Here is a 21148-nt window from a genome sequence, read left to right on the forward strand (position 1 = left end):
CTGCCCAGTTACGATAATGGCCGCGACAATCGCAGCTCCAACTGCCAGCCACTTGGCTGCATCAGACATTTCAGCCCACATTAGTTTTTCCCTCCGTTTCAAGGTCTTTGTACGTTTTTTCCATCATCCGCTCTGAAAAATACAGCGCTTCAGCCAGTCTTCCCTCAACAATCATTCGCTCGGTGCAGGGCGGAAATTTGGAGCATTCAAACAGCGCTTTTCTGACCGCATCACGAAATCCATCACTTGCAATGCTGAGGTCAAACATTTCTTTACGTGTCATTCTGCTTTTTCCTCCGGCGCTACAGGCAACGGCATCCAGAACGGAACGTCCACAGGGTGAAAAATTGCATTCTCCCAATATGTGATGTCAACATGCTTGACCGCGGCTCCCCAAACAATGATTCTTCCGAGTCTGTCAGCATCCGCTTCTGTCGGCGGGTCATACTTGGAATTTCTCCAGCATTGACCGGCCACTTCCTGCGGGGTAGCTTCTGGCTGGGTGTCGATATAGTTCTCCACATCCAGTAATGTGTGGATATGGCCTACCTTCATACCCATGCGCAGGAACTCTTTCAGCATCTCAGCTTCAAGATACCGTTTCTTACTCATAAGGCGTCGTCCTCCTTTGCCTCAGCAACGTAGCACCAGCTCTGGGGCGGCTTGCTCAAACAGCAGCCATTGATTGCGCAGGTCGGCGGGAGCATATAGCTTCCAGACGGCTGATAATGCTCGCAGCTCTCATTTCCACAGACATCGGTTCCGTTCATGCCACGAAAGTCATGCCTAGAAAAGCCGGACAAGGACTTGGGCTGGTCATAAATCTTCAGGTCTGAGATATGCCAGCCAAAGCCATCGCCGCCTTTAAGATACCCTTCGACGTCAGCTTCGCTCAGGCAAGCTGCCCGAAGCAGTTCGTCAGGGTATTCGTACTGCAAATCGGGAGTTTCAATGTACAGTTTAGCAGGCTCATTGCTCCCCATCGTACCAACATGGGCCAGTCTGTCGATTTTATCGCAGACGAATGTGCCGATGACTTTTCCATTGAGCAATTCAAAGAGGTTTTCGGCTCTTTCCCGCCCGCATCCATGAACCGGCCAGACTTCCTTACGGAATGCTTTTTTGTCAGGCGACCATCGTTCCTGCCACGCAAGCAGCGGGGTTGCCTGCGTGCAGTAAATATAGCATCGAAACGGGAAATCGAGACTCGGTACATTCCTGCGGATTTCGACCGTCTTTTTACCTGCGGCGATTTGGCAGCACCATCCCGGCCGAATGCTGATGAGGACTGCTTTATTCTTCAGGGACATCGACTTCAGGGCCACCATGCCCATCCGGCAGGCTTCCTGCACGGTTTCGAGGCTGTCGTAGTCCTCATAATGGGTGGGGTTGAGGATTTCGGCTGCGCGTTCATTGGTCATTTCTATCACCTTCCTTTGCCTGACTCACAAATGCGGAAACGTCGATAGATGCAATATTCATGCCATGGTACACATCATCGGCGAAGGCTTTATCATCGTCATTGAGAACTGCTTCCAGCGCGTCAACTGTGGCCTTCAGAGCTGCAACAACAAGCTGCAAATCAGCACGCATATAGCCCTGTGCAAATTCGCAAATGCCGTCGGTCATTTCGGCAAGCGCGTCATTGATGAGTTTCTTTGCGTGACTGTCGGCGCCAAGCGAGAGGAGCAGCCCGGCCTGAGCAATATAAGGAACATTTTTTGAAAACATAAGCATATAAAAACTCCTTTCTTATACGAGCCACTGGCTCATCCAACTATCGAACTCACTGAAGCGGAAGATGCGCAAGGCACGTCGCTGCTCAAGTGAAACGGCAAGCCACAAATCAAAAAGCGTTGCATCGTACATCTTCGTATCAACGCACAGGTCATTGTGCATACAGTACGCGGTCCACAGGGCCATGAGCTGACTGCGACAGACGGCGTTGCGAAAGTCTGTCGTGTCATCCTTGACGTAATCAACGAGGAACTGCCATTCGGACTTCTCGGTCATCCAGATCACCTCCAATCTTGTAGGTCTTTCCACGGCTGCGGCCAGTCCCCTTGCGGTACTCTGCAATCCAGACCGTCTTTCCGCTCTTGTAGTGGCGGAAGTGGCCTCTCACGGTAAAGGAGCAAGCCGGGCTTGCATGGTGGCCTCTGGGAACCGCTGTGAGCTGTTTTCCGGCCGAGTGAATGATGTATGTGGTGTTGGCTGTATGCGGCTTTGTGGAGCCTATGCGCTTGGCGGGAGCCTTTGTTGAGGTGGCGGATTTCTCACCCCTGATTCCGACCTCTCCATACGCCATCAGCGCCATCAGGGAGCCGTACACGGTCAAAGCGCCCTGTTCGGTTTCGGTGGGGTTACAGTCCGCAGGAAGCGTGCTTACTTTCTTCTTCCACAGGCCGTTGCCCAGCGGAGCAAAGACAACGTGGCCGAGCTTCCGGGCCGGGCTGTCGAGGTAGAGCTTCAGCTTCTTGTCAGAGCGGAAGCACTTGATGGAGATGCCACTCTCGACAATCTGGATTTCCACCTCTCGCAGGGGAACCGGCATCGAACGAACCAAATCGTTGTTCTCATCTCGCCATGCGAGGAGCTTTTCGATGTCTGCCGCTGTGACCACAATCTTGTCCATCATCGTGCATCCCTCCCAACGAATGTGCCGGCATAAAGCCGCCCGCCGATCATGTAGTGGTAGTATTCATGCCCACGCTGGATGTCGGCCTGTCTACCGGGCATGGGCCGCAGAACCAGCGGATGCCCAGCAATCTGCACCACATATTCTCCGGCTGGGATGAGCGCCGCCATCCACGGCTCCACCGGACTGGCCCGTGCCGGGCATCCATCCATGCAGCAGGTGGCAGTAATCGGGTCCACGTTCATGGTGAACATGGAAAGTTGCTGATAGTCGCTCATAATCACACCCACGCCGGTTCGACGGGCGACTCAGGCAGGTTGAACAGCCAGTCAATCACATCCTGCGGGACTTCTTCCGTCAACCACGAGTGACCGTACTTGTAGCCGCAGACCGGGCAGGGCTTGCCGAGAATGCCATCAGGGTGTTCCTCAGGATGGAGCCAGCCGAGGGTCTTTGTTTCGGTCGCACCAGCCATTCCGGGATAGAGAGGCTTCTGCGGTTCGTAATACAAAGCTGCATCGCCGGAGATTTCATGAGGAAGCGTAAGGCTGTACGGCAACTTAGCAACTTCGATCTGGTTATCGTTCAGGGCTGCGGTCATGCCATCGCAGAGCATCTTCCACGAGCTTTTCTTCATGGATTCCTGCCGCCGAAGGGTTTTGCTGTTCAGCCGATAGTGGTACAGCGTGACAGGCGTGACGGCCAGCTTGTTCCATCCAAGTTCTTTCTGGTGCTTGCAGTACGGCCGCATATCGTTCAAATGCCACTCGTCCCAGATGGAGCAGAACTTGTCGAGCATTTCCTGCGTCCATTCATCGCAGGGGTGGCCTTTGCGGATTGCATCAACGCACTGACCAGCACCGCCACGGCAGTTGCCGCTCGGCATGGGGCCGATAACGCCGGTGATGCTGAGTCTGCCATCCTCAAACTGGATTTCGCAGAATGCCCGTGCGGCAGCTTCATTACCGCTGCGGGTGTAGACCTTGCAGAAGCACGGACTAACAACTTTTTTCATATCACTCTCTCCCCTTTCGTGCTTCTTCAGCAATCCTGTCAATGTTGCGGTTGAGCAATTCGTTCATGTCCAAGAGCCGCTGTTCGAGGATTTCAAAGAACTGCTTCGTGACGGTCTCCCTGCTGATGACGCGGCAGTTGCAGTGAACTGCGAGAATCACGTCTTCAAACGTGATGCCGTCCAGCAGGTTATCGCAGGCTGCTAAGTCATCGCCAAGAATCCATTTCCGTTCTTCCATTCAGACTTCTCCTTTCAGATGGACGCGCAGAAGTCACCGAGCTTCTGCCACAGGTGGAACGTCTTCCGGCTCATCTGCACGGTATTGGGAACGCCCCGGCCGACCGTCCAGTTGTGAGCCATGCGGAACAGCCGCCCTGCGGCCTCACGCTCCGATTTGCTGAAGTCGGCCAGCCATGCCCTGCGGCAGCGACCGCTGCTCCAAGTGCAGCCGTAGCGAACCATGCAGATGAGGTCGTACGGGATGTTCGCCCGGACTTCCTCAACGGTGAGCTTCATCATCCGCTTTGCCATATCACTCATCCTCCTTAATCCTGAAAAAAGCCATTGCGCTTGCCTTGATGCTGCTCGGCCATCCGTCCGGGTAGGGTCGCTGCGTACCATCCGTAAAGGGAACAATCGCGGTGGCCTCTACGGCCAACATCTCACCTTCGTACTGGTAGGGGCGGCAGCGGAACGTACGGAGCTGGATGCTCTCGCATTCCATCGTACCAGCCCCCATGCGCCGCAGATCATCCGCGTTGCGTGCTGCATTCGGGTCATACCCGGCGGCTTTCATGTGGTCCAGAACCGTCATATCAGGCAACCTCCTTTCCGACAACATTCAGGCAGATGTAGAACCGGCCATCGAGGTCTTCAACCTCCCAGAAGTAACCGCCGGTGTACTTGCCATCGGTCAGCGCCTTGTCCTGCCAGAAGCCTTCCTTGATGCACTCCGTGATGGTTTCCTGCCAGCCATCGAAGCGCTTATCCCCGGCCAGCGCCTTGAAGAAGCGGTTGACTGCGGTCTGCCACATCTTGCAGTCGGTGATGAGGTCGGCGCAAACCATGCCGTTCGGCTTGTTCACGATGGCAACCAGATCAACGTCCTGCCGGTGTTCGTCCTGCTCGAACTTATCGAAGCTGGCGTATTCTTTCACCTTCAGCATTTCTAAATCCTCCGTGTTTTGGTAAGTTGTTTTCCGTATCTTCATTCTAGCTTACCGGTCTGGTAAGTCAAACGTATGCTGAAGTTTTCACAAAAAATTTTACGGTATTCCGAAGATACTTTATGGAGGCTTACACTACTTTACGGCTGAACCTTTCCCAGAACTGCTTGGCGATGTAGGGGCTGACCGGGGTGATGGTATGATGCTGGCATCCAGAAAGCTGGTAGAGGACGGTGAAGTAGTTCCCGGCGGCATCCTCGAACAGCTCTACATAGAAGTCCTCGAACATCACGGCCTTGTTCGAGCAGAGCGATTCTGCCTTCCGGGTGTCATATCGAACGCCGTCTACGGTCTGCGCTACGGCGGGGCTGGTGCTGTTGCCCAGCTCCGGGAGGCCCGCACCGTTGGCATCACTCATGGAGACCTCATAACCAGCAAAATGCAGAGCCTTTGACAGCTCATCGAAGGTGAGCGAGTTGTTCTTCAGCCGCCCGCTGAGGTTCTGCGGGGTCCAGCCCATGTGTTCGGCCAGTTCTTTCTGAGTCTTCCCGGCTCCAGCAAGGGCTGCGCGTACCATATCAGATGCTCGCATACCATCAGCCTGCCTTTCCAGCCAGAACCCGATTCAGCAGGCTCTCGTACATGGTCTGGAGCATTTCACACTTGGCTTTCGCTGCGGCCAGCTCCGCAGCCATGTTCGGATTTGACGCTGGCGTAGACACCTTGACATCCCGGATGACCGGAACTTCTTTCGTGACCTCCACGATTTTCTCTACGGGCTTTCCAACTTCCAGCTCCAGCGAGATCAGCATTGCAACCTCCACGTTGGTCATCTCTGCCGGGGTCAGGTGGCCCTTGTAGCCCAGCAGGCGGTCAACCGATACGGTCGTAATCTGCTCACAGAGGGCAGTGCTTTCACGTTCAGAGCTGCGGATGAGAACGTGCGTCGGCAGGTCTTTCTTCGGTTGGGTGGTCAGGTATACGACCTCTACTGTCTCTGCACAGGCGTTGTTCTTCTCGTTGGAAACGATGATTGCCGGGCGTCCCGCCGCCTGCTCACAGCCGGTGTAGTTGTCCTTGCTCACATACCAAATGTCGCCGCGCTTGATTTCCATATCCTTACTCCTCCTCTTTAGCCTGACGCTTCAGCTCGGAAGCATCAATGGTGATGCAGGTGGTGTTGGCGACGATGCCGTCAGCAATCCCCTTGCCATGCTCGTCCAGCAGGGACTCCAGCGAGGTCGCGGTGAGCCGCAGGGCAGCAATCATGAACGGGAAGTCCATCAGATCATAACCGCTTGCAACACCCATCAGCTCCTTGGTCATCGCAGTGACGCACTCAGCAGAGATGTTGCGGGCATCATCCGGCCTATTTGCAAGCACTGCCAGCGTCATCCGCAGCGCATAGGGCATCATTTTCTCAGGCATTGTTTTTGTCCTCCTTATACTCGCTGACGGCCTCCGAGATGGCATAATCACGGTGGTACGTCCAGCTATCGTCATTGTCGATATACTTCCGCATCAAGACCGCCGCACGCGGGGCGAGCGCATTGAGCGTCGTTCGGTCAAGCTCATAGGCTTCCATAAGCTCCTCATCGGTGAACTGTGAGATATATTCCCGCACGTCCTCCTCATAGCTCCGAAGCTCATATTCGGAGTAGGAGCGGACCGGCTCACAGCCATCCAGCGGTTTCGGGCAGTAATCGGTGCAGCCATCGTCGTGGACGCCCGGCTTCCTCCCGGTCAGGAACGGAGCCATGCAGATGCCCTGCGGGTTAAACACGCAGGTTTCGGAGTCGCATTCCGTGCAGAGCTTCTGGCAGTGCAGCAGGCTCGTGATGCTTGCCGCGTTAGAGGCATCCTCGTTGTAAAGCAAGTAGGCAACGCCCTTGCTATGCCGTTCATCAAACCAGCGCCAGATGTCAACGCGGCTGGTTCCTGCCGGGAAATCCAGAAACGGGGCCTCCATCGTTTCGGTGGAGGGGTCCATAGGGACATCCCCGAACCGCTTCCACAATTCTTCAAGCAGCGCATCGCGCTCTCTCAATGTTCTCATTACCAACGCCTCCCCAGAAAGAGCCTTGCCAAGCCCACAACGGCCATCGCCCCGACGATTGCCCAAAAAGCAGCGCAGAGGATGTCCGTGGCCGTTTCGAGCCACTGATCTACCACGATCAACCATGCCATCATCATTTTGCCTCCACTCAGCCGAATACCAAATCGCCAAACAGTGCGTGCTGGACAATCTCGTCCGCACAGGTGGCATCAATCTGGCCGCAGTCAACGGAACCATCTGTGCTGTCCACAACATCGCAGTTGGCGTAGCAATTTTCGAGCCACTGCTTAAATCCAGCGAGGAACTTGTCGAGATCGAGCATATAACAAGTCTTGTCATCCTCAAACGGTTCTTCGAGCCAAACGGCAAGCTGCCCACCGCGAGAAATCTGGTCGCTTGCGTACTCCCCAAGATACTTGCCCTGCACAACAACGCGCCTGCACCAGTAGTTGATGCCGCCCTCCAGCGCAGAAACCATGATGTCATCAACATCCTGCTGGGTCAGCCGAGCCGTAATCTCTGCACGAACCTCAAACTTCTTTTCATCGGTCATCTTTCTTCATCCTTTCATCAAATTGTCGGGTCAAAAATCAGGCCATCCCACTTTCCGTTCAGACGGTCGGGGTACTTCCCGGTCGGAACCATGTACCCGTCCGGGACTTCCGGCGGCAACGGCCGCTCGTTCCTCAAATCCATACCAGCGTCGAACATCGAGAGCTGCACGGTCTGGCTGGTACGTTCCCGCAGGAGCCGATACCAGTAGATGATGTGGTTCCGAACAAGGTTCAGATTCACACCATCCGGCCATGCGGGGTCAGAACAGCCGTTCTTCTTCAGGTCATCCCAGTGCTTATACTCAGCGTCCAACTGCTCCCTGATCTGGGCCTCGCTCATCTCTTCAGGGGGAATATAGCGGCTCACAGGTGCGCCTCCTTTCGGCGTTCATCGGCGATGACATCAGCGGTAATGCGGTCAACGCCGAGCTTTTCGAGCTGCCGGTAAGCTGCTTCCTTTTCCTGCGGGCAGTCGGCCCGGACGAGATCATCAATCATGTCACTCAGCATACGCCAGCCTCCTCTCTGGTGATAGTTCCGTGAGTCCACGGCCCGGTGCGAACGCCAATGCTGGGCAGGCGGGCCAGCAGGGCCTTTTTCATGCTATCAAGGTATCCCCGGTAGCGCCGCTTCTGAAGGCCGGCCATCCATGTGCTCTCACAGTCGGAATAGCCGTCTTTCTGGACAAGCTCGACGGCCAGTGACCACTCGTTATCCTCCACGCAGATGTAAAACAGCTCGTTTTCGAGGATGACCCGGCGCTCATTGCCGAGCCAGACGTTTGAGTTAGCCGCAGGCTGGAAGCTGGGACAGAGCTTCCGCAGTTCGGCGCAAAAGCATTCGAGAACGTCTTCTTCCTCGTAACTACTCCCGACCTCATCAAGAAGCCATTCACCGCTCGAAAAGTCTTCACAGCTGAGGTCGCGCTGTAAGCTGGTTTCCTCCTCTTTGGCGTAGGGGTCATTCCTGCGGTAGACCCGCAGATCATCGTTGTCGATGTAGAACAAGCCCTCATACGAGCCGGTCACACAAACATTGCCACGTCCCATATCACTCACCTCCATCAGTCACTCCAGCAAACGGCATTGGCTTCTTCGGGCCGCTGCCATTCAGGTTCTTCTTCAATGCCCCGGTCATCAGGCGGCTCCGTTACTCCGCCGAACCGGTCAAGCCGGCCGGAGCAATCATACATCGGATTCATCGCTGTTCTCCTTCAGGTAGCAGTGGTCAACGACCCAGCCGCCCTTGTTGCCGAAGTCCTTCATGTACCAGTCGAGGCGAACCATCTGGTCGGTGCCATCCAAGCAGGAACCGAACAGGCTGGTGGAGCAGCAGCTCGACCGGAAAGCCTTGTTGTCGCTGCTGACCTCATAGGTGCGGCTGCGCAGCGGGTAATGCCGGTCAGGCCAGTTGCTCTCAGCAAATACGATGCAGGCGCTCACCGGCTTTGCAAGCTGGGTCTTGTTGCGCTCAACGAGCAGGTCCCGCAGTTCGGGATAGGTCATGTTCTGGTTATCCATAGCTGATACCTCCATCAGAGAGCAAAGCAGATAACGAGCAGGGTGACGGCAAAGGCTGCTGCGCCGATGGCAACGGCGTTCAGCACGTTGTTGAAACGCTCCCGGTCGGCATCCTTCTGGCGGCGGGCTGCGCGGCTCCGCTGCTGTGCGGGGCTGTTCAGCATCCGCAGAAAGCAGTTCGGGTCGTTCTCCCACTCACGGGTCACCTCAGCGGTCATGTTCTCGTTTTTCATAGCTAAAACCTCCATAGTATCAATTTCTTTACGGGTGGCTCCCGCGACGCCCAGCAGGGCGTTTCGGCCTTTGCCAGAGGCCATCGTCAGGCGAGGTTAGATGTTGGTTTTTTGTGCTCCGTCTTTGGTGTGCTGCCACACATCGACGGAATAGCCAGTGCTGCGGAGCTGTTCGGCTAGTTTCCGTGCCCTGTCCACGTTGTCGGCCCAGGTGGTGAGCGGCCAGCCCCGCTTGCAGTAAACAATCTGGTAACGCATCGTTTACACCTCCTCACTTCATCAGGATGTCGTACAGGCGGGTCGGACTTCCTCGCAGTAGTAGAGGTCAACAAAACCGTTGCTGTACATCCACATCTGGCTCATCCAAGGCTGCTCGCAGTGAGCTGCATCGGTGCTGTGCCAGCCATTGCCCCGGTTGGTGAGAACGTCTGTGTAGGTGGCTTCTCGTGCATCCACGCCCTTGACTTTGTGAGCTGCCCCGCTGCGCTTCATGATCTTGAGAAGGTAGACCGTTTCTTTGTCCATGTACTGCTCGGCCTCGTTCATGGCATCCAGCAGGTTCTCCGCCTTCAGCATCTTGTAATCAATGGTCATCGGCTTGTAGTTTGCGCTGTAGTCAATCGCTACGATGTACTCGTTCTTCATATTCCACGCCTCCATTCTCGAATCAGCCGAAGTACTTGCTTGCGAACTGAGCCTTGCTGAGCGTCTTCATATCATAAACGTACTCAACAGCGGATGCGACATCCATGTCGGCTCCAGTAACAAGTTCCTTGACCAAGTGGGTGAGGTTGTTCTCACGGATGTAAGACTTCATAGCTTCGAGTTTCATCATCGTCTGTTCCTCCATAATCTTACCGTTTTGGTATGTTTTTCTGTATCTTCATTCTAACTTACCCACCTCTGGTGTCAAACGAAATTTGAAGATTTATCGAAAAAATTTACGGAGTACGTCCGGGGCTTTACCTGCGGTCAAAAGACTATGCCCTCCGGGTCGATGATGACACATTGCCAGCCGTTGACGTAGTAGGCGTTCCCTCCCTCATCGACCAGAACCCGGTACTCACCGTCCAGTCCGATCTCCGGGTTCTGGAACCTTCCATCCCATTCGGGCTTCCGGACCAGCCTACCGGTCACCGCAAACCCGATGGAGGAAGCATATCGGCGGGCTATGCGCTCAGTAGCACTCATGGGCGGTGTTGATAATCGAATAGGCCATCATTTTGATGGCTTCATCAATCGGGGTGTTCAGGCGAGGAAGACCTGCACACTCAACTATCTCAAAGTTGAGTGTGTCTCCGTGCTCATCCTTCGCATAAATCAAGCAGCCATCGTCGTCCTCGACAAGTTCAATCGTAAAGCACGGCTTATGGCCTTCGTACTCCAGATAGCTCCAGAAAATGCTGGCTTTGGTCTTGCTGAGAGCTTTTAGTGACCAGTGCCAGTTGGCATCATTTTTGTTTGCCTCGGAAACCAAACGGCGAATGAGGCCTTTATGCTCACGCAAATCAAACATAGCTATGAACCTCTTGACTTTCCCCTGCTATACTGATAAAATCGAAACGAGATGGGGCAGGTCCCATCCCGTTCCGACCGGCTAGGTTCCCACGTGGCTGTCAAACTTTGTGGGGGGACCTAGCCTTTACTGTTTCTTAGGCTCCTCGGTCTGCGGGTCGAGGACTCCGGCAATGCACTTGATACACTGCGTCGCTTCCTCGTCCGTATGACCGTGAGCTTTCAGCCAGTCGATCAGACGAGAGGCTTCCAGAGCTGTCATACTGCACTCACCTTTCATTTTGCTACACCTCCTGCTCGTGCTTCCAACTTACCAGCCGGATGCCAGTAATTGTAGATAACTTACCTTTTTGGTAATTTATCTTAGTATCATTATAACTTACCCAACTGGTAAGTCAATCTGTTTTTTAATTTTTTCAAAATATTTTTTATATCCACTGGCTATTTGATGCCGAGCCGCTGGTAGCCTCTGGAAAACCTCTGGATTTGCATTTTGGTTACGGGTAAGAGTGTATTGGAAATTGTCTGGAACCTTCTGGGAAGGATTTGTCAAAAGTGCATAACAAAATTTGGCTATTTTGAGAATTGATTTTTCTGGCGACGCTGTTCCATCGGAATTTCCGTGCAAACAAAAAAATCCCCCTGCACCAGCCTTTTTACGGGTCATGGTACAGGGGGATTATCATTTTACGCTGACTTTTCGCTGACTCAGCCCAGATTCAGCGTATTCTGGACAGCGGCCTGCTTGGCGGCGACATGGTTGGCGTCGATCTGGGCCTCAATACGATTTTCGAGGTACTGGGTCGTATCGCCGAAGTTGCTCTTGATGTAGTCCTGTGCGTCGCTGCTCATGCTTTTCAGGGCGGCAGACACGGCCCGCATCAGGGCTTCCTTCTGCTCCGCCTCATTGAACGTCTTGGCAGCTTTCAGGTCGTTGACGTAGGTCTGGTTCATCGCGGCCACGGCATCGGACACCGCACTGCCGATTTCGCGGACGAGGCGCTGCACCTTGATGTCGTTGGTCTTTGCCACGATGAACTCGATGAACACGGCAATGCCCTTCTGGATGCAGGCGGTCACGATGGGGACGCAGACCAGCAGGGCGACGTACAGCAGGCTTCTCGTAAACTCATTCATATTCGGTTACTCCTTTCATTCAGTGAACCTGATTCTTCAGGCTGTTCATCCGCTTATCACCTTCGATGGCGGCGGCGGTAAAACTGTTGTTCTTCCACCACGCAGCGACGCTGGTGGCAATGGTCAGGCCGGTGGTCACGAACTGTTCCACCTCCGAACTTTCGATGGGCAGCAGGGGCTTCCCGGCTGCGCTCGAAACCTGATTTGCCAGAGCGAACGCCAGAGCGGCCGTGCGGGCCAGCGTAGCGATGGACACTTTGCTATTCGTCATAGAGCCTATCTCCTCTCACAGGTACTTGTCAGCGCCAGACAGCGCCTTCCACGATGCAGGGCCGCAGATTCCGTCCACGGTCAGGCCATGCGCCTCCTGCGTCCTCATCAGGGCATTTTCCGTCCCCTCTCCGAACAGGCCATCAGCCTTCAGCTTCAGGAGCTTCTGGAGCATGATCGTCGCACTGCGGTTCGCGTCCCCAGTGCAGCCCCGGCGGATGGTGGGAAGCACGAACTTGTTGTAGGTCGTGCTGGGGTACTTTCCCGGCGTGGTGCAGAGCCACGTCGCTTTTGTGCCACGGGTGTCGGCGTGAACAAAAGCCCCACGGCTGTGCCAGTAGATGCCGATGCCGCCGAACCCCACGGCTTGAGCAAGGATGCCCAGTGCCACCGGGTTGATGCTGCGGTTCTCCGTCCTCCAGTCCGCCGCCATGCCATAGCGGTGCTTGGAGTTCTGGCTTCCGCCCACAGCCGCATTGTGCGTGATGCAGCGGTAGCCGGACGTGATCTTCAGCGGGCGGTCTACCTTGTCCCGGATGAGCTGGAGCTTTTCGGCCAGCTCCGTGTCAACCGACTGCTGTCCGCAGCCGCAGGGACACTCGAACTCAGACTTGGTAAAGTTCTTGGTGAGCGCGGTCTTATCCCCGCGCTGGAACGTAATGATGCTCAACTTACACACCTCCTAAAAGCCGATTTGGGTAAACAAGAAGCCGACAAAAGCGCCAATGACAGCGCTCACGACATACCCAACAGCTTTGCGCCACATTTCGCCATCATGGTCTTCCAGTGTTTCCAGCCGCCTGCCCTGTTTTTCCTGCTCCTTTACCATGCTTTCCATGCTCAAGGCCAGCTTCTCGACCGAAGTGGACAGTGCGCCCATTTTGCTTACGCTTTCCTCCAGCAAGGCGATTCGTCTGTCCTGACGGGCATTTTCCTCTTCGAGCCGACGCTTGAACTCCTCATGCTCGGCTCGCGTAATAGGCTGGTCCATCTGAACCTCCTCTCCTTCGTCATACAAAAAATGAGGGGAGCCGGTTCTCCCGACTCCCCTGCGCGATCACTCGACCTCGACTTCGAGGTCCTTCAGGATTTCCTCAACCTGCTTCCGAATCAGCGCCGGAACCTGATCGAGGGTCTTCTTGCCCTTCACAATGAGGGTTGCATAGATGACTGCCATGATGCCTTTCTCCTTTCTCAGTAATATTTTTAAGGCAAATTCCCGCAGGCGGCTCATGCGTTGCCGTCCGCCGCGAGAATGGCCTTGACTTCTTCCCGCAGGTGCTCAGGCACCTGCTCGATGGTTTTCCGCCCCCGGCGGATGAGGTTTGCATAGACTTCTGCCATGATTATGCCTCCTTATCTGCGGCGGATGTGACCGCGATGAGCTGTTCGTACACGTCGCACAGCGCCATCTGGGTATTATCGAGGTTGGTTTCCAGAGAAGAAACCTTGGTTTTCAGGGCTTCATTCTCCTCCTGCAATTCCGCCATCGTTTTCTTCTTCTGCAATTTAGCTACAGAATCGACTCTTACTCTGTTCAAACCCATTACTGGAAACCTCCCTGAATCGAAGCGATATAGCCGCTCTCGCCGCTTGCACCGCGCTCTGCGGTGACACGGAAATTGAATGCGAAGCCGTTGGCCGCAGTCTGGTTCGTGAACAAATGGTTCCGGCCATTCCGGGCCTCGGTGGTGGCGTCCTCCCATACCGGCGAACTGTCCTTGCCGTTGTTCGTGACCTCCACCTTGAACACAGCGTCAGCTGGAATCAGACCGCCTACGGTGATGGCGCAGAGCGTGATCTGGGCATCCGCCTCCATCGGCTTCGCCAGCGTGATGCTGGCGGCGGTGACGGCCTTCGTAAAGGTGAACGTCTTGGTGACGGTGGCCTTGCCATCGGTCACGGTAACGGTCATGGTATGACTGCCGTTCGTAATTTTCTGGAAATATTCACCGGTGACGGCGAAGCTATTGGTGGTCTTGCGGGTCGCGGTGTAGGTGCGCTTGGTCGTTCTGTCCACCTTTTCGGTGACAGTCAGGGTGTCCACCGCGTCCTCATCATCCACGGAGTACGAGATGGTGAAGCCGCTGGACTTCGTGCCGAGGTTGGCTGCGCTGGAGGTCGTGATGGTCGGCGCGGTGTTGTTATCGACCGTGCGCTTGGTGGACGTGGTGTAGCCGGACTGAGCGTCATAGCTGTCATACGCCTTGACACGGTACATCACGGTGGACCAGCCCTTGGTGATGGTGTCGGTATAGGTCAGAGCACTGCCCCGGTACACCTGCGTATAGGAGGCACCGCCGTCGGTACTGCGCTCCAGAATGTAGCCGCTCAGGTTGCCATCGCTGTCACTGGCCGCAGTCCACGAGATCACCAGCGTGCTGCCGCCCTTGACATCCTTCGGCACCGCGATGGACGGCGGCGCAGACGGGGCGTTGTTGTTGACCACCGTTACCTGCGAACTGGTGCGCCAGCCAGACTCCAGACCCTCGGTGTCGTATGCCTTGACGCGGTACATCACGGACGTGGTGCCGAAGGCGACATTATTCGTGGTGCTGGTGGCCGTACCCTGATAAATCTGGCTCCACGAACTGCCGCCGTTGGTCGAACGCTCTACCTTGTACCCGTCGAGGTTGCTCTCTGCATCAGAGCTTTTTGCCCACGAGATCGAGATGTTCGTGCCGCCCATGATGGACGAAGGAACGGAGATGCTCCCCGGAGTCGAGGGCGCAGTGTTAGTCGAGACCGTGCCGTCGTCAGAGACCACGAGTGTAGGGGGAAGAATGAAAGCGGGGCGAACACTGATGGAATTGTAGTGTTGCCAGAAGTTGAAAGAGCCATCCGACTTGACACCCCAGACGAGGCTGCCGTGGTTGGTGTTCGGAGAGCGCAGCCACCAGTTGGCAGCGGAGCTGCCGTTGTATGCGATACGCTTGCTGTTACCGCCGGAGCTGTTGCCAAAGTACGCCAGCCGAACACCATCCTTGGGGAAAGAGCTGTTGTCGCTGGTCGTCCAGCCAACCTCATAACCAGACAGCAGGAATACTTTCGTGCTCAGGCCATTGGAGCCGGTGGCAAGGCTACCGCCGGAACCAGTGCCGTTCTGGTACGGAATCTTGACCTGCTTGATAGCGTTCCGAATATCGGAATCGATCAGGCTGTAGAACGTGTCGTTCAGGTAGGTGTGGATGCCTGAATCCTTGTACGAGTTACCGTTACCGTCGCCGAATGTGGACTTGGCTGCTGATGCATCCTTCATCAGCAGCCAAGTACCGTTGCAGGATGCATCATAGACATTACCGGGCAAGCCCTGATGCACCACCAGCCAGTCGTAGTCCTTGCCGTCCACGGCGATTTTGACAATGCTGCCAACAGCTTTCGTACTCAGTTTTACTTTTGCCATAGAAATTCACCTCCTTACTCAAAATTCAACCCTTGCCAGATCGGCGTTCCAAACGCCGGCAACGGTCAAGCCGTCCAGCGTCTCAAATGTGACCGTGAACGGATTGCCGGTGACGGAGGTATTGATCATCAGCTCCAGCAGAGCCAGCCGGGCGGACACGTCGGAGATGCTGTTCTGGATGGAGTGGTGGGCCTCCTCATCGTCGTTGTGGGCATCTACGAGCTTCTGCGCTTCCTTCAGGAATGCCGGGAGCATCGTGACCGAGCAGTACTGTTCCACATCTTCCGCCGTCATCCACGCCTCGCATTTGTAGTCTACGGTGACTCCCAGCCCTTCGCCGATGACGATGCACACCGGGAAGCGGCGGACATCTACGCCGGTGTTGGATGCAGCGCTGACGTACTGCGGGTAGTCACCCAGCGTGCCATAGTAGATGAGGACTTCGCCCTTGTCCGGGTCAAATGAGAACACGCCGAACTCCCGGAGCCAAAATCCGTGGTCAAGACCGCCGTTCAGGTCGGAGCGGTACTCCACGATCATGCGGACGCTGGCTCCATCATAGACCGGCGCGGTCGATGTGCCAGCGACCACCGGCTCCACCAGCGCGGTCATCGTGGCCGGCTTCACATCATCCGGGATAGTGCCGCTGCCCACCATAATCTTGGAAATCGGGAGCTGCTGCCCGGCAACCAGCTTGGCAATCAGCTCTCGGCCGCTGTCAGTAACAACAAAGCCATAGTAGCTCATAACTCATCCTCCTCAAGTTCAGGCAGTTTTGTCTGCGTGATGTTCTGTGCAGCCGGGACCGGCAGCACAGTGTCGATGAATGCTTCGCCGGTTTCAATCTCCGGCAGGGTCGTTGTCGTATAGCCCCGGCCCAGAATGCCCTCGACCGGCACATCTGCGACCATTTCAGGAGCCTCGGTGTTCGCAACCACCAGAATTGCCACACCCGCCGCCTTGATGAACGGAGCGTTCAGCAGTTTTGAAACGTCAGCCTCCGGTGTCAGGGCATCTGTTTCAAAAATCATGGTGGCCGGGATAGCCGGGTCCTCGCGGTAATGCAGGGGCTTATCCCAAAACATTTTGAACGCCCGGATGATGTCATAGTAGGTGCAGTTGTTGGTGTTCTTCCAGATTTTGTATATCAGGTACGTCCGGTAGGCATCATCATCCAGTACATACACAGATTCTTTGGCGCAGGCCAAAGCACCAGCTTCAAGGCGGGTCAGAACCGCATTGTCGCCGATGCCATCAAGCTGCTTCCCAACTGCGGTCTGGATATTCCGCTTGTCGCGCAGGTCTTCGTAGAACTGTCGAACCTCGTTCAGCTCATCACCGACGGCCTCCATGAGCGCGTCGATGACCGGCTTGCCCTTGAACTGCTCCACAAGATCATCCCGGAGCTTCTGGACATAATCAACCATCAATGACCACCTCGATTCGGTTCTCGTCGGTGACGGCCCGTTCCCGCGCCGAGATGGACACGCTGCGCTGATTGTAACTGCCGCCCGGCATATCTCCGTCATTCGGCGTTGCGTACAGCCACACGTCGATGTAGTCGATGCCGGACACCTGCAAATTGAACTTCTGAGGGATGACGTTTTCGCCCGCCTCAAGCCCGGCCATCTTTCCCAGAATCTGCTCCTTGATAAGTTCGGCGTAGTTGGCCGGAGGGTTGATGTTCGGACTCAGTGTGACTCCGACACGGAACCAGACCTTGACATACGTCGGGCGGTTGAAGCGAATCACGATGTCCTCGCCATAAACGCCGTGCAGGGTGGCTTCTACACTGCCGAAAGTGTTGATGCCGCCTGCCTTTGTGTTCAGGATTTGCTGGGCAATTTCCGTTGCGTCGCCGCCCTCGACTACGACCTCGATGCTGTGCGGCCACCGACCGGCAGAATCCACTTCGTTTGTGCAGTTCTCATAGGGGGCCACACTGACTACACCCTGCACATTCTTCAGGATGGCGCTCCTGATGCTTTCCAGCATGGCAGACGAGCGGTTGTAGATTTTGTTCGTATAGGACTTTCGGAACTCGATGTCGCTCTCTGCAAGCTGGCCCGCAATGTAGGAGCCGACATTGGAAACGGCATTCAGGCCCGGTACGGCCTTTACGATCTTCGTGATGACTCCATTCGGGATGAAAATATCCCCGGCGTCCACCGTTTCAAACGTAACGACGCTGCTGACAGACGCTGTGGTCAAATTCTCTGACAGAACCAGCGTGTTGGAGCTGGTTTCATCCACGGCTTCGATCACGATGGTGTCATTTATGACCGTGACATGGAAGTCTTTATCGGTAATGGCCGTCCCCAGCGCCTCTAGGGCTTCACTGGAGCCTTTTTTGACATCAGGGGTAATGGTGTATAGGTTTCCGTTAAGAGCCACCCCAAGGGCTGTTTTTGCCTCCGGGGACGCGAGGATAACGGTGGCCTTGTTGAAGGATGCTCTCGTGATCTCTGCGTCTGCGCTGGAAACAAGGTTCGTGGCCGGGCTGGTGTCGGATGCAATCGACGTGCCGACCGGAATAGTCGTACCGTCCACGCCGGTACAGAGGATGCTGTAGTAGGACTTTGCAGCCATTCCGCGCGTGGAGCCGCCGAACTGCGCCGCGTAATCAAGGCTCACGCCGGTCGCACTGGAAACGTACTCCGAGTGGTACACATCCACGCCAAATTCCCACATCTCTGCGATTTCATCTGCAACATTGGTCAGCAGGTGATTCAGCAAAGACTGTGGGTTCTGGCGGGTGTTCACGCCAAGGCGGTCTGTCATCTTGCTGTGCATATCCTCAAGGATTGCATCCAGACGTTTCGGGTTAGGCCCCTGCGGTGTTAAGCCATATTTTGCCACGGTATTCTGATCTCCTCTCTGAACCTGTCTTCGTCCGTAGTGAACGAAATTGCAACGGACGCACTGCGGTTCTTTTTGTCAATGTCAAACGAAATATCCGTCACATCCTTCACTCCATCAACGCTCATCACGGTTTCCCGGATAAGATGCCGGAGCTTGGACTCATTCGGATTTTTGACCAGCAGGTTCTCGAAGTAAGGGAAGCCCAGCGACGGCATCAGCCTCCACTCTCCGAAAAACCAGAGCAAACGAATACGGACAGCCTGAATGATGCTGTCCGTAGATGATATATCGCCCGCCGCCGAGATGTCCAAATCCCCGGTGGCATTGAGCTTCAGGTCAATCAAGCCTATTCCTCCCCTCACTGCGGCTTCCCGGTCGTGCCGCCGCTGTCACCCTTGTGCGTGTGGCCTGCAAGGCTGATGCTTCCGCCGGATGCGGCAATATCATCGCGGGCAACAATGCCGCCCTTGACCGTGAGCTTTCCTTCGATGGTCACGCCGTCGGGCAACACACTCAGCACGGTTCCGCTGACCTTGGCCTGCACGGTGTCCGGCGTGATCTTGACCTTGGTATCGCCCGCTGCAATAACGACGGCATCTTCATCGCAGGCCAGCTTCATGGTACTGTTGCCTCCAGCGACGATGTTTGGGATTGCAATGGCATTGGTCAGGTCGAACTTCAGCTTCGTATCCGTTTCATTACCGTACATCCAGTAGTCGAGTGCCTGCTCGCTGAACACCAGCAGACAACCATCGCCTGCCTTGACAGGCCATGCAATCGTGACGTTCTTGCTCTGCGGAAACATAACCGGGACTCCGGAGATTTCCGGGAAGTCCATCGTGCTGCCATCTGGCTTTGTGAACTTTGCTTTCGGCAACACGGTGGCGACGCCCTTGCCCGGGTCGTAGCTTTTTATCTCGCCCGGCAAAGCTGTGTGCATATCGTCTGTTGCGCTGCGAGCAGTCTTATTGATCTGGTCAACAAACTCCTGCATCATTTTTGCTTCACCTCCAGCAGACGAGCTGTACAGCTCCATGAACCTTCCATGTTGTCGCCCTCAATCCTGACGGAGTAGACCCGGAAATACCCCTTGACCATCTTGCTATTCAGATACACATAATCGTCCAGACCGATGGCGGCGTTCATCAGGTACTCCACGTCCCAGCCGTAGCTGTACCCCTTGTCCTCGTTGGAGATTTGGACACGCTCAGGGAGGCCCAGCAGGCCGGTTTCTGCCGACAGCTCATACACCTCGCGGCTCATGGTATCGCCCGGCTTTTTGACCTGTAGGACGCCGTTGTTGATGCTCCACGTCAATCCGCTGGTTTCGCAGGCTTTCGTCAGCACATTTCTTGCCGGGCCAACATAGCTGTAGCCATTCGGGATGTCCTTGAACTCTGCGTTGTAGGAGAAAGCAACCGTCACGCCCATCTGGTCTGCGGTGTCCTGTATCAGGGTCTTGCAGTTTACAGCCCCGGCATAGCTTACGGAAACGTAGGTGTCGCGGACTTCAATGCGGTTATCCACCAGCTCGATCTCCGTTGCCCTGTCTGCTCCGTCAGCTTTTGTCGTAGCAAATGTGACTACGCCGGTGAAGATGAGCGGACGGGTGTTGCCATACCCTGCATGGAGTACGACCACGCAGTCATTTTTACTCAATTCTGCGAGATGTTCATCGCTCAGGTTCCAGATGGTCACTTTTGCCGTGTTCTGGCTGTTGGTGTCAGCCTTTTCCACTGAGAACGAAACGTGCAGCGGTCGCTTGCCGCCGCCTATTTCAAATCCGGTCGAGCCTGCCTTTCCAGCGGATAAGCGGTACTGCCTGTCAAAATTCTTCACAGCATCCTCCCCTTTCGATGGCAACAAAAAAGGCTGCGTTTCCGCAGCCCATAAAGGTTTCTTACTTTGCCTTGCTGATTTCCTTCTTCAGCAAAACGCATTCCAAGATGATATTGTCCAGTCTTTCGATGAGCGACCCGCCATCTGCCGGAACCTGCTCCAGAAACCGCTTTGGATGGACTTCCACAATCGTTACGTCCTGCTCCTGCTTTTCCTTCTGCTGGGGAGGCTTGTTCCATCCGGGGTAAGCCCGCGCAACTTCCTCGCCCATTTCCTGTGTTTTTGGGATGACCTCATCCTCCAGCCAGCGAATCGCCGCATACGGAGCCGGTCTGCGGCACAGGAGCTTCACGGCGTTCTCAGCACTGAAGCAGGTGAACTCGCAGCGGCCTTTCCGCATCCCGTTGTCCCAAGGCACCTTCCGCAGCACGGAGTCGATACGGTTCACTCCCTTGTTGCCACCGGTGACGGCTTTCCTCGGCTGCTCATACCCGGCAATCGCAGCGAGATCAGGCCCGCAGAAGAACGGGGTTCCGTCCGGGTCAAACACGACCCGGAGTTCCTGACGTTCCGGTGTCGTGAAAATCACGCAGTTGTCACGCATTCCGCCCACCTCCGTAGAAGCTGTTCCGCAGCCCGTCATTGCGGGCTTTGAAGATTTCCCGGAGAATCACAACGGCACGTTCAGCCTGCTCCAGCTTGCCATCCGCAAGGTTGCTGTCTACCATGTCGATAGCGACACCGACATCGCCCATACGGATGACCTCGCGCTCAAGGTCCATAGCACTCATATCGGCACACTCCTTTATCTTGCAAGAAGCCCGCTGACATGATATAATCGTGTCAACGGAACTTCTCAGGATTGTTCCGGGCAAGATGTAGGAACCAGCGGTGCTTTGTGAGGGCGAGCCGCTGGTTCTTTTTTGTTTGCCCGGTTCAC

At 55.4% G+C, this 21148-nt stretch carries 46 protein-coding genes; all 46 read right to left on the reverse strand.

The window, feature by feature from the left end; genetic code table 11:
* Nucleotides 1-70 precede the first annotated feature (70 nt).
* Nucleotides 71-283: a hypothetical protein gene (locus DXA66_RS04520; RefSeq protein ID WP_118527083.1), complete on the reverse strand. Its 213-nt coding sequence runs from the start codon at nucleotides 281-283 to the stop codon at nucleotides 71-73.
* A complete protein-coding gene (locus DXA66_RS04525; protein WP_118527085.1) occupies nucleotides 280-612 on the reverse strand; it encodes a hypothetical protein in 333 nt (110 codons plus the stop codon). The genes DXA66_RS04520 and DXA66_RS04525 overlap by 4 nt, the downstream gene beginning before the upstream one ends.
* Nucleotides 609-1421 (reverse strand): hypothetical protein, encoded by an 813-nt coding sequence (locus tag DXA66_RS04530; RefSeq protein ID WP_118527087.1) that lies wholly within the window; start codon nucleotides 1419-1421, stop codon nucleotides 609-611. Before DXA66_RS04530 ends, DXA66_RS04525 begins: the two co-directional genes overlap by 4 nt.
* Nucleotides 1411-1737: a hypothetical protein gene (locus DXA66_RS04535; protein ID WP_118527089.1), complete on the reverse strand. Its 327-nt coding sequence runs from the start codon at nucleotides 1735-1737 to the stop codon at nucleotides 1411-1413. Before DXA66_RS04535 ends, DXA66_RS04530 begins: the two co-directional genes overlap by 11 nt.
* Nucleotides 1738-1752: 15 nt before the next feature.
* Entirely contained in the window at nucleotides 1753-2013 is a 261-nt protein-coding gene (locus tag DXA66_RS04540) for a hypothetical protein (protein WP_118527091.1), read from the reverse strand.
* Nucleotides 1979-2638, reverse strand: a complete 660-nt coding sequence (locus DXA66_RS04545) for a hypothetical protein (RefSeq protein ID WP_118527093.1) — start codon at nucleotides 2636-2638, stop codon at nucleotides 1979-1981. Before DXA66_RS04545 ends, DXA66_RS04540 begins: the two co-directional genes overlap by 35 nt.
* The gene (locus DXA66_RS04550; protein WP_118527095.1) at nucleotides 2635-2916 is read right to left on the reverse strand and encodes a hypothetical protein; all 282 of its coding nucleotides are present in this window, start codon (nucleotides 2914-2916) and stop codon (nucleotides 2635-2637) included. The genes DXA66_RS04545 and DXA66_RS04550 overlap by 4 nt, the downstream gene beginning before the upstream one ends.
* Before the next feature lie 2 nt (nucleotides 2917-2918).
* Nucleotides 2919-3653 (reverse strand): hypothetical protein, encoded by a 735-nt coding sequence (locus DXA66_RS04555; protein ID WP_118527097.1) that lies wholly within the window; start codon nucleotides 3651-3653, stop codon nucleotides 2919-2921.
* A 1-nt stretch (nucleotide 3654) separates the two neighbouring features.
* Nucleotides 3655-3891 (reverse strand): hypothetical protein, encoded by a 237-nt coding sequence (locus DXA66_RS04560; protein WP_118527099.1) that lies wholly within the window; start codon nucleotides 3889-3891, stop codon nucleotides 3655-3657.
* A gap of 14 nt (nucleotides 3892-3905) precedes the next feature.
* Nucleotides 3906-4184, reverse strand: a complete 279-nt coding sequence (locus DXA66_RS04565; protein WP_118527101.1) for a hypothetical protein — start codon at nucleotides 4182-4184, stop codon at nucleotides 3906-3908.
* Nucleotide 4185: 1 nt separating this feature from the next.
* Entirely contained in the window at nucleotides 4186-4467 is a 282-nt protein-coding gene (locus DXA66_RS04570; RefSeq protein ID WP_118527103.1) for a hypothetical protein, read from the reverse strand.
* A 1-nt stretch (nucleotide 4468) separates the two neighbouring features.
* Nucleotides 4469-4819 carry a hypothetical protein gene (locus DXA66_RS04575; RefSeq protein WP_118527105.1) on the reverse strand — a complete coding sequence of 117 codons (351 nt, stop codon included), beginning with the start codon at nucleotides 4817-4819 and terminating at the stop codon, nucleotides 4469-4471.
* 130 nt (nucleotides 4820-4949) lie between these two features.
* Nucleotides 4950-5411: a helix-turn-helix transcriptional regulator gene (locus DXA66_RS04580; protein ID WP_147365145.1), complete on the reverse strand. Its 462-nt coding sequence runs from the start codon at nucleotides 5409-5411 to the stop codon at nucleotides 4950-4952.
* Nucleotides 5412-5415: 4 nt separating this feature from the next.
* On the reverse strand, nucleotides 5416-5934 hold the full coding sequence (locus DXA66_RS04585; protein WP_118527109.1) for a type II toxin-antitoxin system PemK/MazF family toxin: 519 nt from the start codon (nucleotides 5932-5934) through the stop codon (nucleotides 5416-5418).
* A 4-nt stretch (nucleotides 5935-5938) separates the two neighbouring features.
* Nucleotides 5939-6247: a hypothetical protein gene (locus tag DXA66_RS04590; RefSeq protein ID WP_118527111.1), complete on the reverse strand. Its 309-nt coding sequence runs from the start codon at nucleotides 6245-6247 to the stop codon at nucleotides 5939-5941.
* Nucleotides 6240-6875 (reverse strand): hypothetical protein, encoded by a 636-nt coding sequence (locus tag DXA66_RS04595; RefSeq protein WP_118527113.1) that lies wholly within the window; start codon nucleotides 6873-6875, stop codon nucleotides 6240-6242. The genes DXA66_RS04590 and DXA66_RS04595 overlap by 8 nt, the downstream gene beginning before the upstream one ends.
* A gap of 148 nt (nucleotides 6876-7023) precedes the next feature.
* Nucleotides 7024-7428: a hypothetical protein gene (locus DXA66_RS04600; protein ID WP_118527115.1), complete on the reverse strand. Its 405-nt coding sequence runs from the start codon at nucleotides 7426-7428 to the stop codon at nucleotides 7024-7026.
* 17 nt (nucleotides 7429-7445) lie between these two features.
* A complete protein-coding gene (locus DXA66_RS04605) occupies nucleotides 7446-7796 on the reverse strand; it encodes a hypothetical protein (RefSeq protein ID WP_118527117.1) in 351 nt (116 codons plus the stop codon).
* Nucleotides 7793-7939, reverse strand: coding sequence for a hypothetical protein (locus tag DXA66_RS14210; protein WP_154276154.1), 147 nt, complete (start codon nucleotides 7937-7939; stop codon nucleotides 7793-7795). The genes DXA66_RS04605 and DXA66_RS14210 overlap by 4 nt, the downstream gene beginning before the upstream one ends.
* Entirely contained in the window at nucleotides 7933-8478 is a 546-nt protein-coding gene (locus tag DXA66_RS04610; RefSeq protein WP_118527119.1) for a hypothetical protein, read from the reverse strand. The genes DXA66_RS14210 and DXA66_RS04610 overlap by 7 nt, the downstream gene beginning before the upstream one ends.
* Before the next feature lie 14 nt (nucleotides 8479-8492).
* Nucleotides 8493-8630 carry a hypothetical protein gene (locus tag DXA66_RS14215; protein WP_158576287.1) on the reverse strand — a complete coding sequence of 46 codons (138 nt, stop codon included), beginning with the start codon at nucleotides 8628-8630 and terminating at the stop codon, nucleotides 8493-8495.
* Nucleotides 8614-8949: a hypothetical protein gene (locus DXA66_RS04615; protein ID WP_118527121.1), complete on the reverse strand. Its 336-nt coding sequence runs from the start codon at nucleotides 8947-8949 to the stop codon at nucleotides 8614-8616. Before DXA66_RS04615 ends, DXA66_RS14215 begins: the two co-directional genes overlap by 17 nt.
* A 14-nt stretch (nucleotides 8950-8963) precedes the next feature.
* Nucleotides 8964-9182 (reverse strand): hypothetical protein, encoded by a 219-nt coding sequence (locus tag DXA66_RS04620; RefSeq protein ID WP_118527123.1) that lies wholly within the window; start codon nucleotides 9180-9182, stop codon nucleotides 8964-8966.
* Between the two features lie 96 nt (nucleotides 9183-9278).
* Nucleotides 9279-9440, reverse strand: a complete 162-nt coding sequence (locus tag DXA66_RS14220; protein ID WP_158576290.1) for a hypothetical protein — start codon at nucleotides 9438-9440, stop codon at nucleotides 9279-9281.
* Between the two features lie 21 nt (nucleotides 9441-9461).
* Nucleotides 9462-9827, reverse strand: a complete 366-nt coding sequence (locus tag DXA66_RS04625; RefSeq protein WP_118527125.1) for a hypothetical protein — start codon at nucleotides 9825-9827, stop codon at nucleotides 9462-9464.
* Between the two features lie 22 nt (nucleotides 9828-9849).
* A complete protein-coding gene (locus tag DXA66_RS14060) occupies nucleotides 9850-10017 on the reverse strand; it encodes a hypothetical protein (RefSeq protein ID WP_158576292.1) in 168 nt (55 codons plus the stop codon).
* A 137-nt stretch (nucleotides 10018-10154) separates the two neighbouring features.
* Nucleotides 10155-10373: a hypothetical protein gene (locus DXA66_RS04630; protein ID WP_118527127.1), complete on the reverse strand. Its 219-nt coding sequence runs from the start codon at nucleotides 10371-10373 to the stop codon at nucleotides 10155-10157.
* Complete coding sequence (locus tag DXA66_RS04635) at nucleotides 10360-10698, reverse strand: hypothetical protein (protein WP_118527129.1); 339 nt, start codon at nucleotides 10696-10698, stop codon at nucleotides 10360-10362. Before DXA66_RS04635 ends, DXA66_RS04630 begins: the two co-directional genes overlap by 14 nt.
* 126 nt (nucleotides 10699-10824) lie before the next feature.
* On the reverse strand, nucleotides 10825-10977 hold the full coding sequence (locus tag DXA66_RS14225; RefSeq protein ID WP_158576294.1) for a hypothetical protein: 153 nt from the start codon (nucleotides 10975-10977) through the stop codon (nucleotides 10825-10827).
* 99 nt (nucleotides 10978-11076) lie between these two features.
* Complete coding sequence (locus DXA66_RS14065) at nucleotides 11077-11364, reverse strand: hypothetical protein (protein ID WP_147365147.1); 288 nt, start codon at nucleotides 11362-11364, stop codon at nucleotides 11077-11079.
* A gap of 41 nt (nucleotides 11365-11405) precedes the next feature.
* On the reverse strand, nucleotides 11406-11834 hold the full coding sequence (locus DXA66_RS04640) for a hypothetical protein (protein WP_118527131.1): 429 nt from the start codon (nucleotides 11832-11834) through the stop codon (nucleotides 11406-11408).
* A 19-nt stretch (nucleotides 11835-11853) separates the two neighbouring features.
* Complete coding sequence (locus DXA66_RS04645; protein ID WP_097780300.1) at nucleotides 11854-12105, reverse strand: phage holin; 252 nt, start codon at nucleotides 12103-12105, stop codon at nucleotides 11854-11856.
* Nucleotides 12106-12120: 15 nt separating this feature from the next.
* Entirely contained in the window at nucleotides 12121-12774 is a 654-nt protein-coding gene (locus DXA66_RS04650) for a D-Ala-D-Ala carboxypeptidase family metallohydrolase (RefSeq protein ID WP_158576295.1), read from the reverse strand.
* Nucleotides 12775-12786: 12 nt separating this feature from the next.
* Complete coding sequence (locus tag DXA66_RS04655) at nucleotides 12787-13095, reverse strand: hypothetical protein (RefSeq protein ID WP_097780298.1); 309 nt, start codon at nucleotides 13093-13095, stop codon at nucleotides 12787-12789.
* Between the two features lie 66 nt (nucleotides 13096-13161).
* Nucleotides 13162-13281 carry a CD1375 family protein gene (locus DXA66_RS14655; protein ID WP_343251956.1) on the reverse strand — a complete coding sequence of 40 codons (120 nt, stop codon included), beginning with the start codon at nucleotides 13279-13281 and terminating at the stop codon, nucleotides 13162-13164.
* Nucleotides 13282-13334: 53 nt separating this feature from the next.
* Entirely contained in the window at nucleotides 13335-13448 is a 114-nt protein-coding gene (locus DXA66_RS04660) for a CD1375 family protein (protein WP_118527137.1), read from the reverse strand.
* Between the two features lie 2 nt (nucleotides 13449-13450).
* On the reverse strand, nucleotides 13451-13594 hold the full coding sequence (locus tag DXA66_RS14230; RefSeq protein WP_154276169.1) for a hypothetical protein: 144 nt from the start codon (nucleotides 13592-13594) through the stop codon (nucleotides 13451-13453).
* A 56-nt stretch (nucleotides 13595-13650) separates the two neighbouring features.
* Nucleotides 13651-15507, reverse strand: a complete 1857-nt coding sequence (locus tag DXA66_RS04665) for a DUF6273 domain-containing protein (RefSeq protein ID WP_118527139.1) — start codon at nucleotides 15505-15507, stop codon at nucleotides 13651-13653.
* Between the two features lie 18 nt (nucleotides 15508-15525).
* The gene (locus tag DXA66_RS04670; RefSeq protein WP_118527141.1) at nucleotides 15526-16254 is read right to left on the reverse strand and encodes a hypothetical protein; all 729 of its coding nucleotides are present in this window, start codon (nucleotides 16252-16254) and stop codon (nucleotides 15526-15528) included.
* Nucleotides 16251-16934: a DUF2612 domain-containing protein gene (locus DXA66_RS04675; RefSeq protein ID WP_158576297.1), complete on the reverse strand. Its 684-nt coding sequence runs from the start codon at nucleotides 16932-16934 to the stop codon at nucleotides 16251-16253. The genes DXA66_RS04670 and DXA66_RS04675 overlap by 4 nt, the downstream gene beginning before the upstream one ends.
* On the reverse strand, nucleotides 16927-18366 hold the full coding sequence (locus DXA66_RS04680; protein ID WP_118527145.1) for a hypothetical protein: 1440 nt from the start codon (nucleotides 18364-18366) through the stop codon (nucleotides 16927-16929). The genes DXA66_RS04675 and DXA66_RS04680 overlap by 8 nt, the downstream gene beginning before the upstream one ends.
* Nucleotides 18348-18713 (reverse strand): hypothetical protein, encoded by a 366-nt coding sequence (locus DXA66_RS04685; protein WP_118527147.1) that lies wholly within the window; start codon nucleotides 18711-18713, stop codon nucleotides 18348-18350. Before DXA66_RS04685 ends, DXA66_RS04680 begins: the two co-directional genes overlap by 19 nt.
* Before the next feature lie 14 nt (nucleotides 18714-18727).
* Nucleotides 18728-19366: a Gp138 family membrane-puncturing spike protein gene (locus DXA66_RS04690; protein WP_118527150.1), complete on the reverse strand. Its 639-nt coding sequence runs from the start codon at nucleotides 19364-19366 to the stop codon at nucleotides 18728-18730.
* Complete coding sequence (locus tag DXA66_RS04695; protein WP_243089028.1) at nucleotides 19363-20208, reverse strand: hypothetical protein; 846 nt, start codon at nucleotides 20206-20208, stop codon at nucleotides 19363-19365. The genes DXA66_RS04690 and DXA66_RS04695 overlap by 4 nt, the downstream gene beginning before the upstream one ends.
* 61 nt (nucleotides 20209-20269) lie before the next feature.
* Nucleotides 20270-20812, reverse strand: coding sequence for a hypothetical protein (locus tag DXA66_RS04700; protein ID WP_118527152.1), 543 nt, complete (start codon nucleotides 20810-20812; stop codon nucleotides 20270-20272).
* Nucleotides 20805-20999 carry a hypothetical protein gene (locus DXA66_RS04705; RefSeq protein ID WP_118527154.1) on the reverse strand — a complete coding sequence of 65 codons (195 nt, stop codon included), beginning with the start codon at nucleotides 20997-20999 and terminating at the stop codon, nucleotides 20805-20807. Before DXA66_RS04705 ends, DXA66_RS04700 begins: the two co-directional genes overlap by 8 nt.
* Between the last annotated feature and the right edge of the window lie 149 nt (nucleotides 21000-21148).

Source organism: Faecalibacterium sp. OF03-6AC (assembly GCF_003478175.1).
In the GTDB taxonomy this organism is placed as follows: domain Bacteria; phylum Bacillota; class Clostridia; order Oscillospirales; family Ruminococcaceae; genus Faecalibacterium; species Faecalibacterium taiwanense.

Excerpts from the sequence above, each read along its gene's own strand:
- DXA66_RS04520 (WP_118527083.1), bottom strand. The coding sequence starts at position 283 with ATGACACGTAAAGAAATGTTTGACCTCAGCATTGCAAGTGATGGATTT.
- DXA66_RS04525 (WP_118527085.1), bottom strand. The coding sequence starts at position 612 with ATGAGTAAGAAACGGTATCTTGAAGCTGAGATGCTGAAAGAGTTCCTG.
- DXA66_RS04530 (WP_118527087.1), bottom strand. The coding sequence starts at position 1,421 with ATGACCAATGAACGCGCAGCCGAAATCCTCAACCCCACCCATTATGAG.
- DXA66_RS04535 (WP_118527089.1), bottom strand. The coding sequence starts at position 1,737 with ATGCTTATGTTTTCAAAAAATGTTCCTTATATTGCTCAGGCCGGGCTG.
- DXA66_RS04540 (WP_118527091.1), bottom strand. The coding sequence starts at position 2,013 with ATGACCGAGAAGTCCGAATGGCAGTTCCTCGTTGATTACGTCAAGGAT.
- DXA66_RS04545 (WP_118527093.1), bottom strand. The coding sequence starts at position 2,638 with ATGATGGACAAGATTGTGGTCACAGCGGCAGACATCGAAAAGCTCCTC.
- DXA66_RS04550 (WP_118527095.1), bottom strand. The coding sequence starts at position 2,916 with ATGAGCGACTATCAGCAACTTTCCATGTTCACCATGAACGTGGACCCG.
- DXA66_RS04555 (WP_118527097.1), bottom strand. The coding sequence starts at position 3,653 with ATGAAAAAAGTTGTTAGTCCGTGCTTCTGCAAGGTCTACACCCGCAGC.
- DXA66_RS04560 (WP_118527099.1), bottom strand. The coding sequence starts at position 3,891 with ATGGAAGAACGGAAATGGATTCTTGGCGATGACTTAGCAGCCTGCGAT.
- DXA66_RS04565 (WP_118527101.1), bottom strand. The coding sequence starts at position 4,184 with ATGGCAAAGCGGATGATGAAGCTCACCGTTGAGGAAGTCCGGGCGAAC.
- DXA66_RS04570 (WP_118527103.1), bottom strand. The coding sequence starts at position 4,467 with ATGACGGTTCTGGACCACATGAAAGCCGCCGGGTATGACCCGAATGCA.
- DXA66_RS04575 (WP_118527105.1), bottom strand. The coding sequence starts at position 4,819 with ATGCTGAAGGTGAAAGAATACGCCAGCTTCGATAAGTTCGAGCAGGAC.
- DXA66_RS04580 (WP_147365145.1), bottom strand. The coding sequence starts at position 5,411 with ATGCGAGCATCTGATATGGTACGCGCAGCCCTTGCTGGAGCCGGGAAG.
- DXA66_RS04585 (WP_118527109.1), bottom strand. The coding sequence starts at position 5,934 with ATGGAAATCAAGCGCGGCGACATTTGGTATGTGAGCAAGGACAACTAC.
- DXA66_RS04590 (WP_118527111.1), bottom strand. The coding sequence starts at position 6,247 with ATGCCTGAGAAAATGATGCCCTATGCGCTGCGGATGACGCTGGCAGTG.
- DXA66_RS04595 (WP_118527113.1), bottom strand. The coding sequence starts at position 6,875 with ATGAGAACATTGAGAGAGCGCGATGCGCTGCTTGAAGAATTGTGGAAG.
- DXA66_RS04600 (WP_118527115.1), bottom strand. The coding sequence starts at position 7,428 with ATGACCGATGAAAAGAAGTTTGAGGTTCGTGCAGAGATTACGGCTCGG.
- DXA66_RS14210 (WP_154276154.1), bottom strand. The coding sequence starts at position 7,939 with ATGCTGAGTGACATGATTGATGATCTCGTCCGGGCCGACTGCCCGCAG.
- DXA66_RS04610 (WP_118527119.1), bottom strand. The coding sequence starts at position 8,478 with ATGGGACGTGGCAATGTTTGTGTGACCGGCTCGTATGAGGGCTTGTTC.
- DXA66_RS14215 (WP_158576287.1), bottom strand. The coding sequence starts at position 8,630 with ATGAATCCGATGTATGATTGCTCCGGCCGGCTTGACCGGTTCGGCGGA.
- DXA66_RS04615 (WP_118527121.1), bottom strand. The coding sequence starts at position 8,949 with ATGGATAACCAGAACATGACCTATCCCGAACTGCGGGACCTGCTCGTT.
- DXA66_RS04620 (WP_118527123.1), bottom strand. The coding sequence starts at position 9,182 with ATGAAAAACGAGAACATGACCGCTGAGGTGACCCGTGAGTGGGAGAAC.
- DXA66_RS14220 (WP_158576290.1), bottom strand. The coding sequence starts at position 9,440 with ATGCGTTACCAGATTGTTTACTGCAAGCGGGGCTGGCCGCTCACCACC.
- DXA66_RS04625 (WP_118527125.1), bottom strand. The coding sequence starts at position 9,827 with ATGAAGAACGAGTACATCGTAGCGATTGACTACAGCGCAAACTACAAG.
- DXA66_RS14060 (WP_158576292.1), bottom strand. The coding sequence starts at position 10,017 with ATGATGAAACTCGAAGCTATGAAGTCTTACATCCGTGAGAACAACCTC.
- DXA66_RS04630 (WP_118527127.1), bottom strand. The coding sequence starts at position 10,373 with ATGAGTGCTACTGAGCGCATAGCCCGCCGATATGCTTCCTCCATCGGG.
- DXA66_RS04635 (WP_118527129.1), bottom strand. The coding sequence starts at position 10,698 with ATGTTTGATTTGCGTGAGCATAAAGGCCTCATTCGCCGTTTGGTTTCC.
- DXA66_RS14225 (WP_158576294.1), bottom strand. The coding sequence starts at position 10,977 with ATGAAAGGTGAGTGCAGTATGACAGCTCTGGAAGCCTCTCGTCTGATC.
- DXA66_RS14065 (WP_147365147.1), bottom strand. The coding sequence starts at position 11,364 with ATGACCCGTAAAAAGGCTGGTGCAGGGGGATTTTTTTGTTTGCACGGA.
- DXA66_RS04640 (WP_118527131.1), bottom strand. The coding sequence starts at position 11,834 with ATGAATGAGTTTACGAGAAGCCTGCTGTACGTCGCCCTGCTGGTCTGC.
- DXA66_RS04645 (WP_097780300.1), bottom strand. The coding sequence starts at position 12,105 with ATGACGAATAGCAAAGTGTCCATCGCTACGCTGGCCCGCACGGCCGCT.
- DXA66_RS04655 (WP_097780298.1), bottom strand. The coding sequence starts at position 13,095 with ATGGACCAGCCTATTACGCGAGCCGAGCATGAGGAGTTCAAGCGTCGG.
- DXA66_RS14655 (WP_343251956.1), bottom strand. The coding sequence starts at position 13,281 with ATGGCAGTCATCTATGCAACCCTCATTGTGAAGGGCAAGAAGACCCTC.
- DXA66_RS04660 (WP_118527137.1), bottom strand. The coding sequence starts at position 13,448 with ATGGCAGAAGTCTATGCAAACCTCATCCGCCGGGGGCGGAAAACCATC.
- DXA66_RS14230 (WP_154276169.1), bottom strand. The coding sequence starts at position 13,594 with ATGGCGGAATTGCAGGAGGAGAATGAAGCCCTGAAAACCAAGGTTTCT.
- DXA66_RS04665 (WP_118527139.1), bottom strand. The coding sequence starts at position 15,507 with ATGGCAAAAGTAAAACTGAGTACGAAAGCTGTTGGCAGCATTGTCAAA.
- DXA66_RS04670 (WP_118527141.1), bottom strand. The coding sequence starts at position 16,254 with ATGAGCTACTATGGCTTTGTTGTTACTGACAGCGGCCGAGAGCTGATT.
- DXA66_RS04675 (WP_158576297.1), bottom strand. The coding sequence starts at position 16,934 with ATGGTTGATTATGTCCAGAAGCTCCGGGATGATCTTGTGGAGCAGTTC.
- DXA66_RS04690 (WP_118527150.1), bottom strand. The coding sequence starts at position 19,366 with ATGATGCAGGAGTTTGTTGACCAGATCAATAAGACTGCTCGCAGCGCA.
- DXA66_RS04700 (WP_118527152.1), bottom strand. The coding sequence starts at position 20,812 with ATGCGTGACAACTGCGTGATTTTCACGACACCGGAACGTCAGGAACTC.
- DXA66_RS04705 (WP_118527154.1), bottom strand. The coding sequence starts at position 20,999 with ATGAGTGCTATGGACCTTGAGCGCGAGGTCATCCGTATGGGCGATGTC.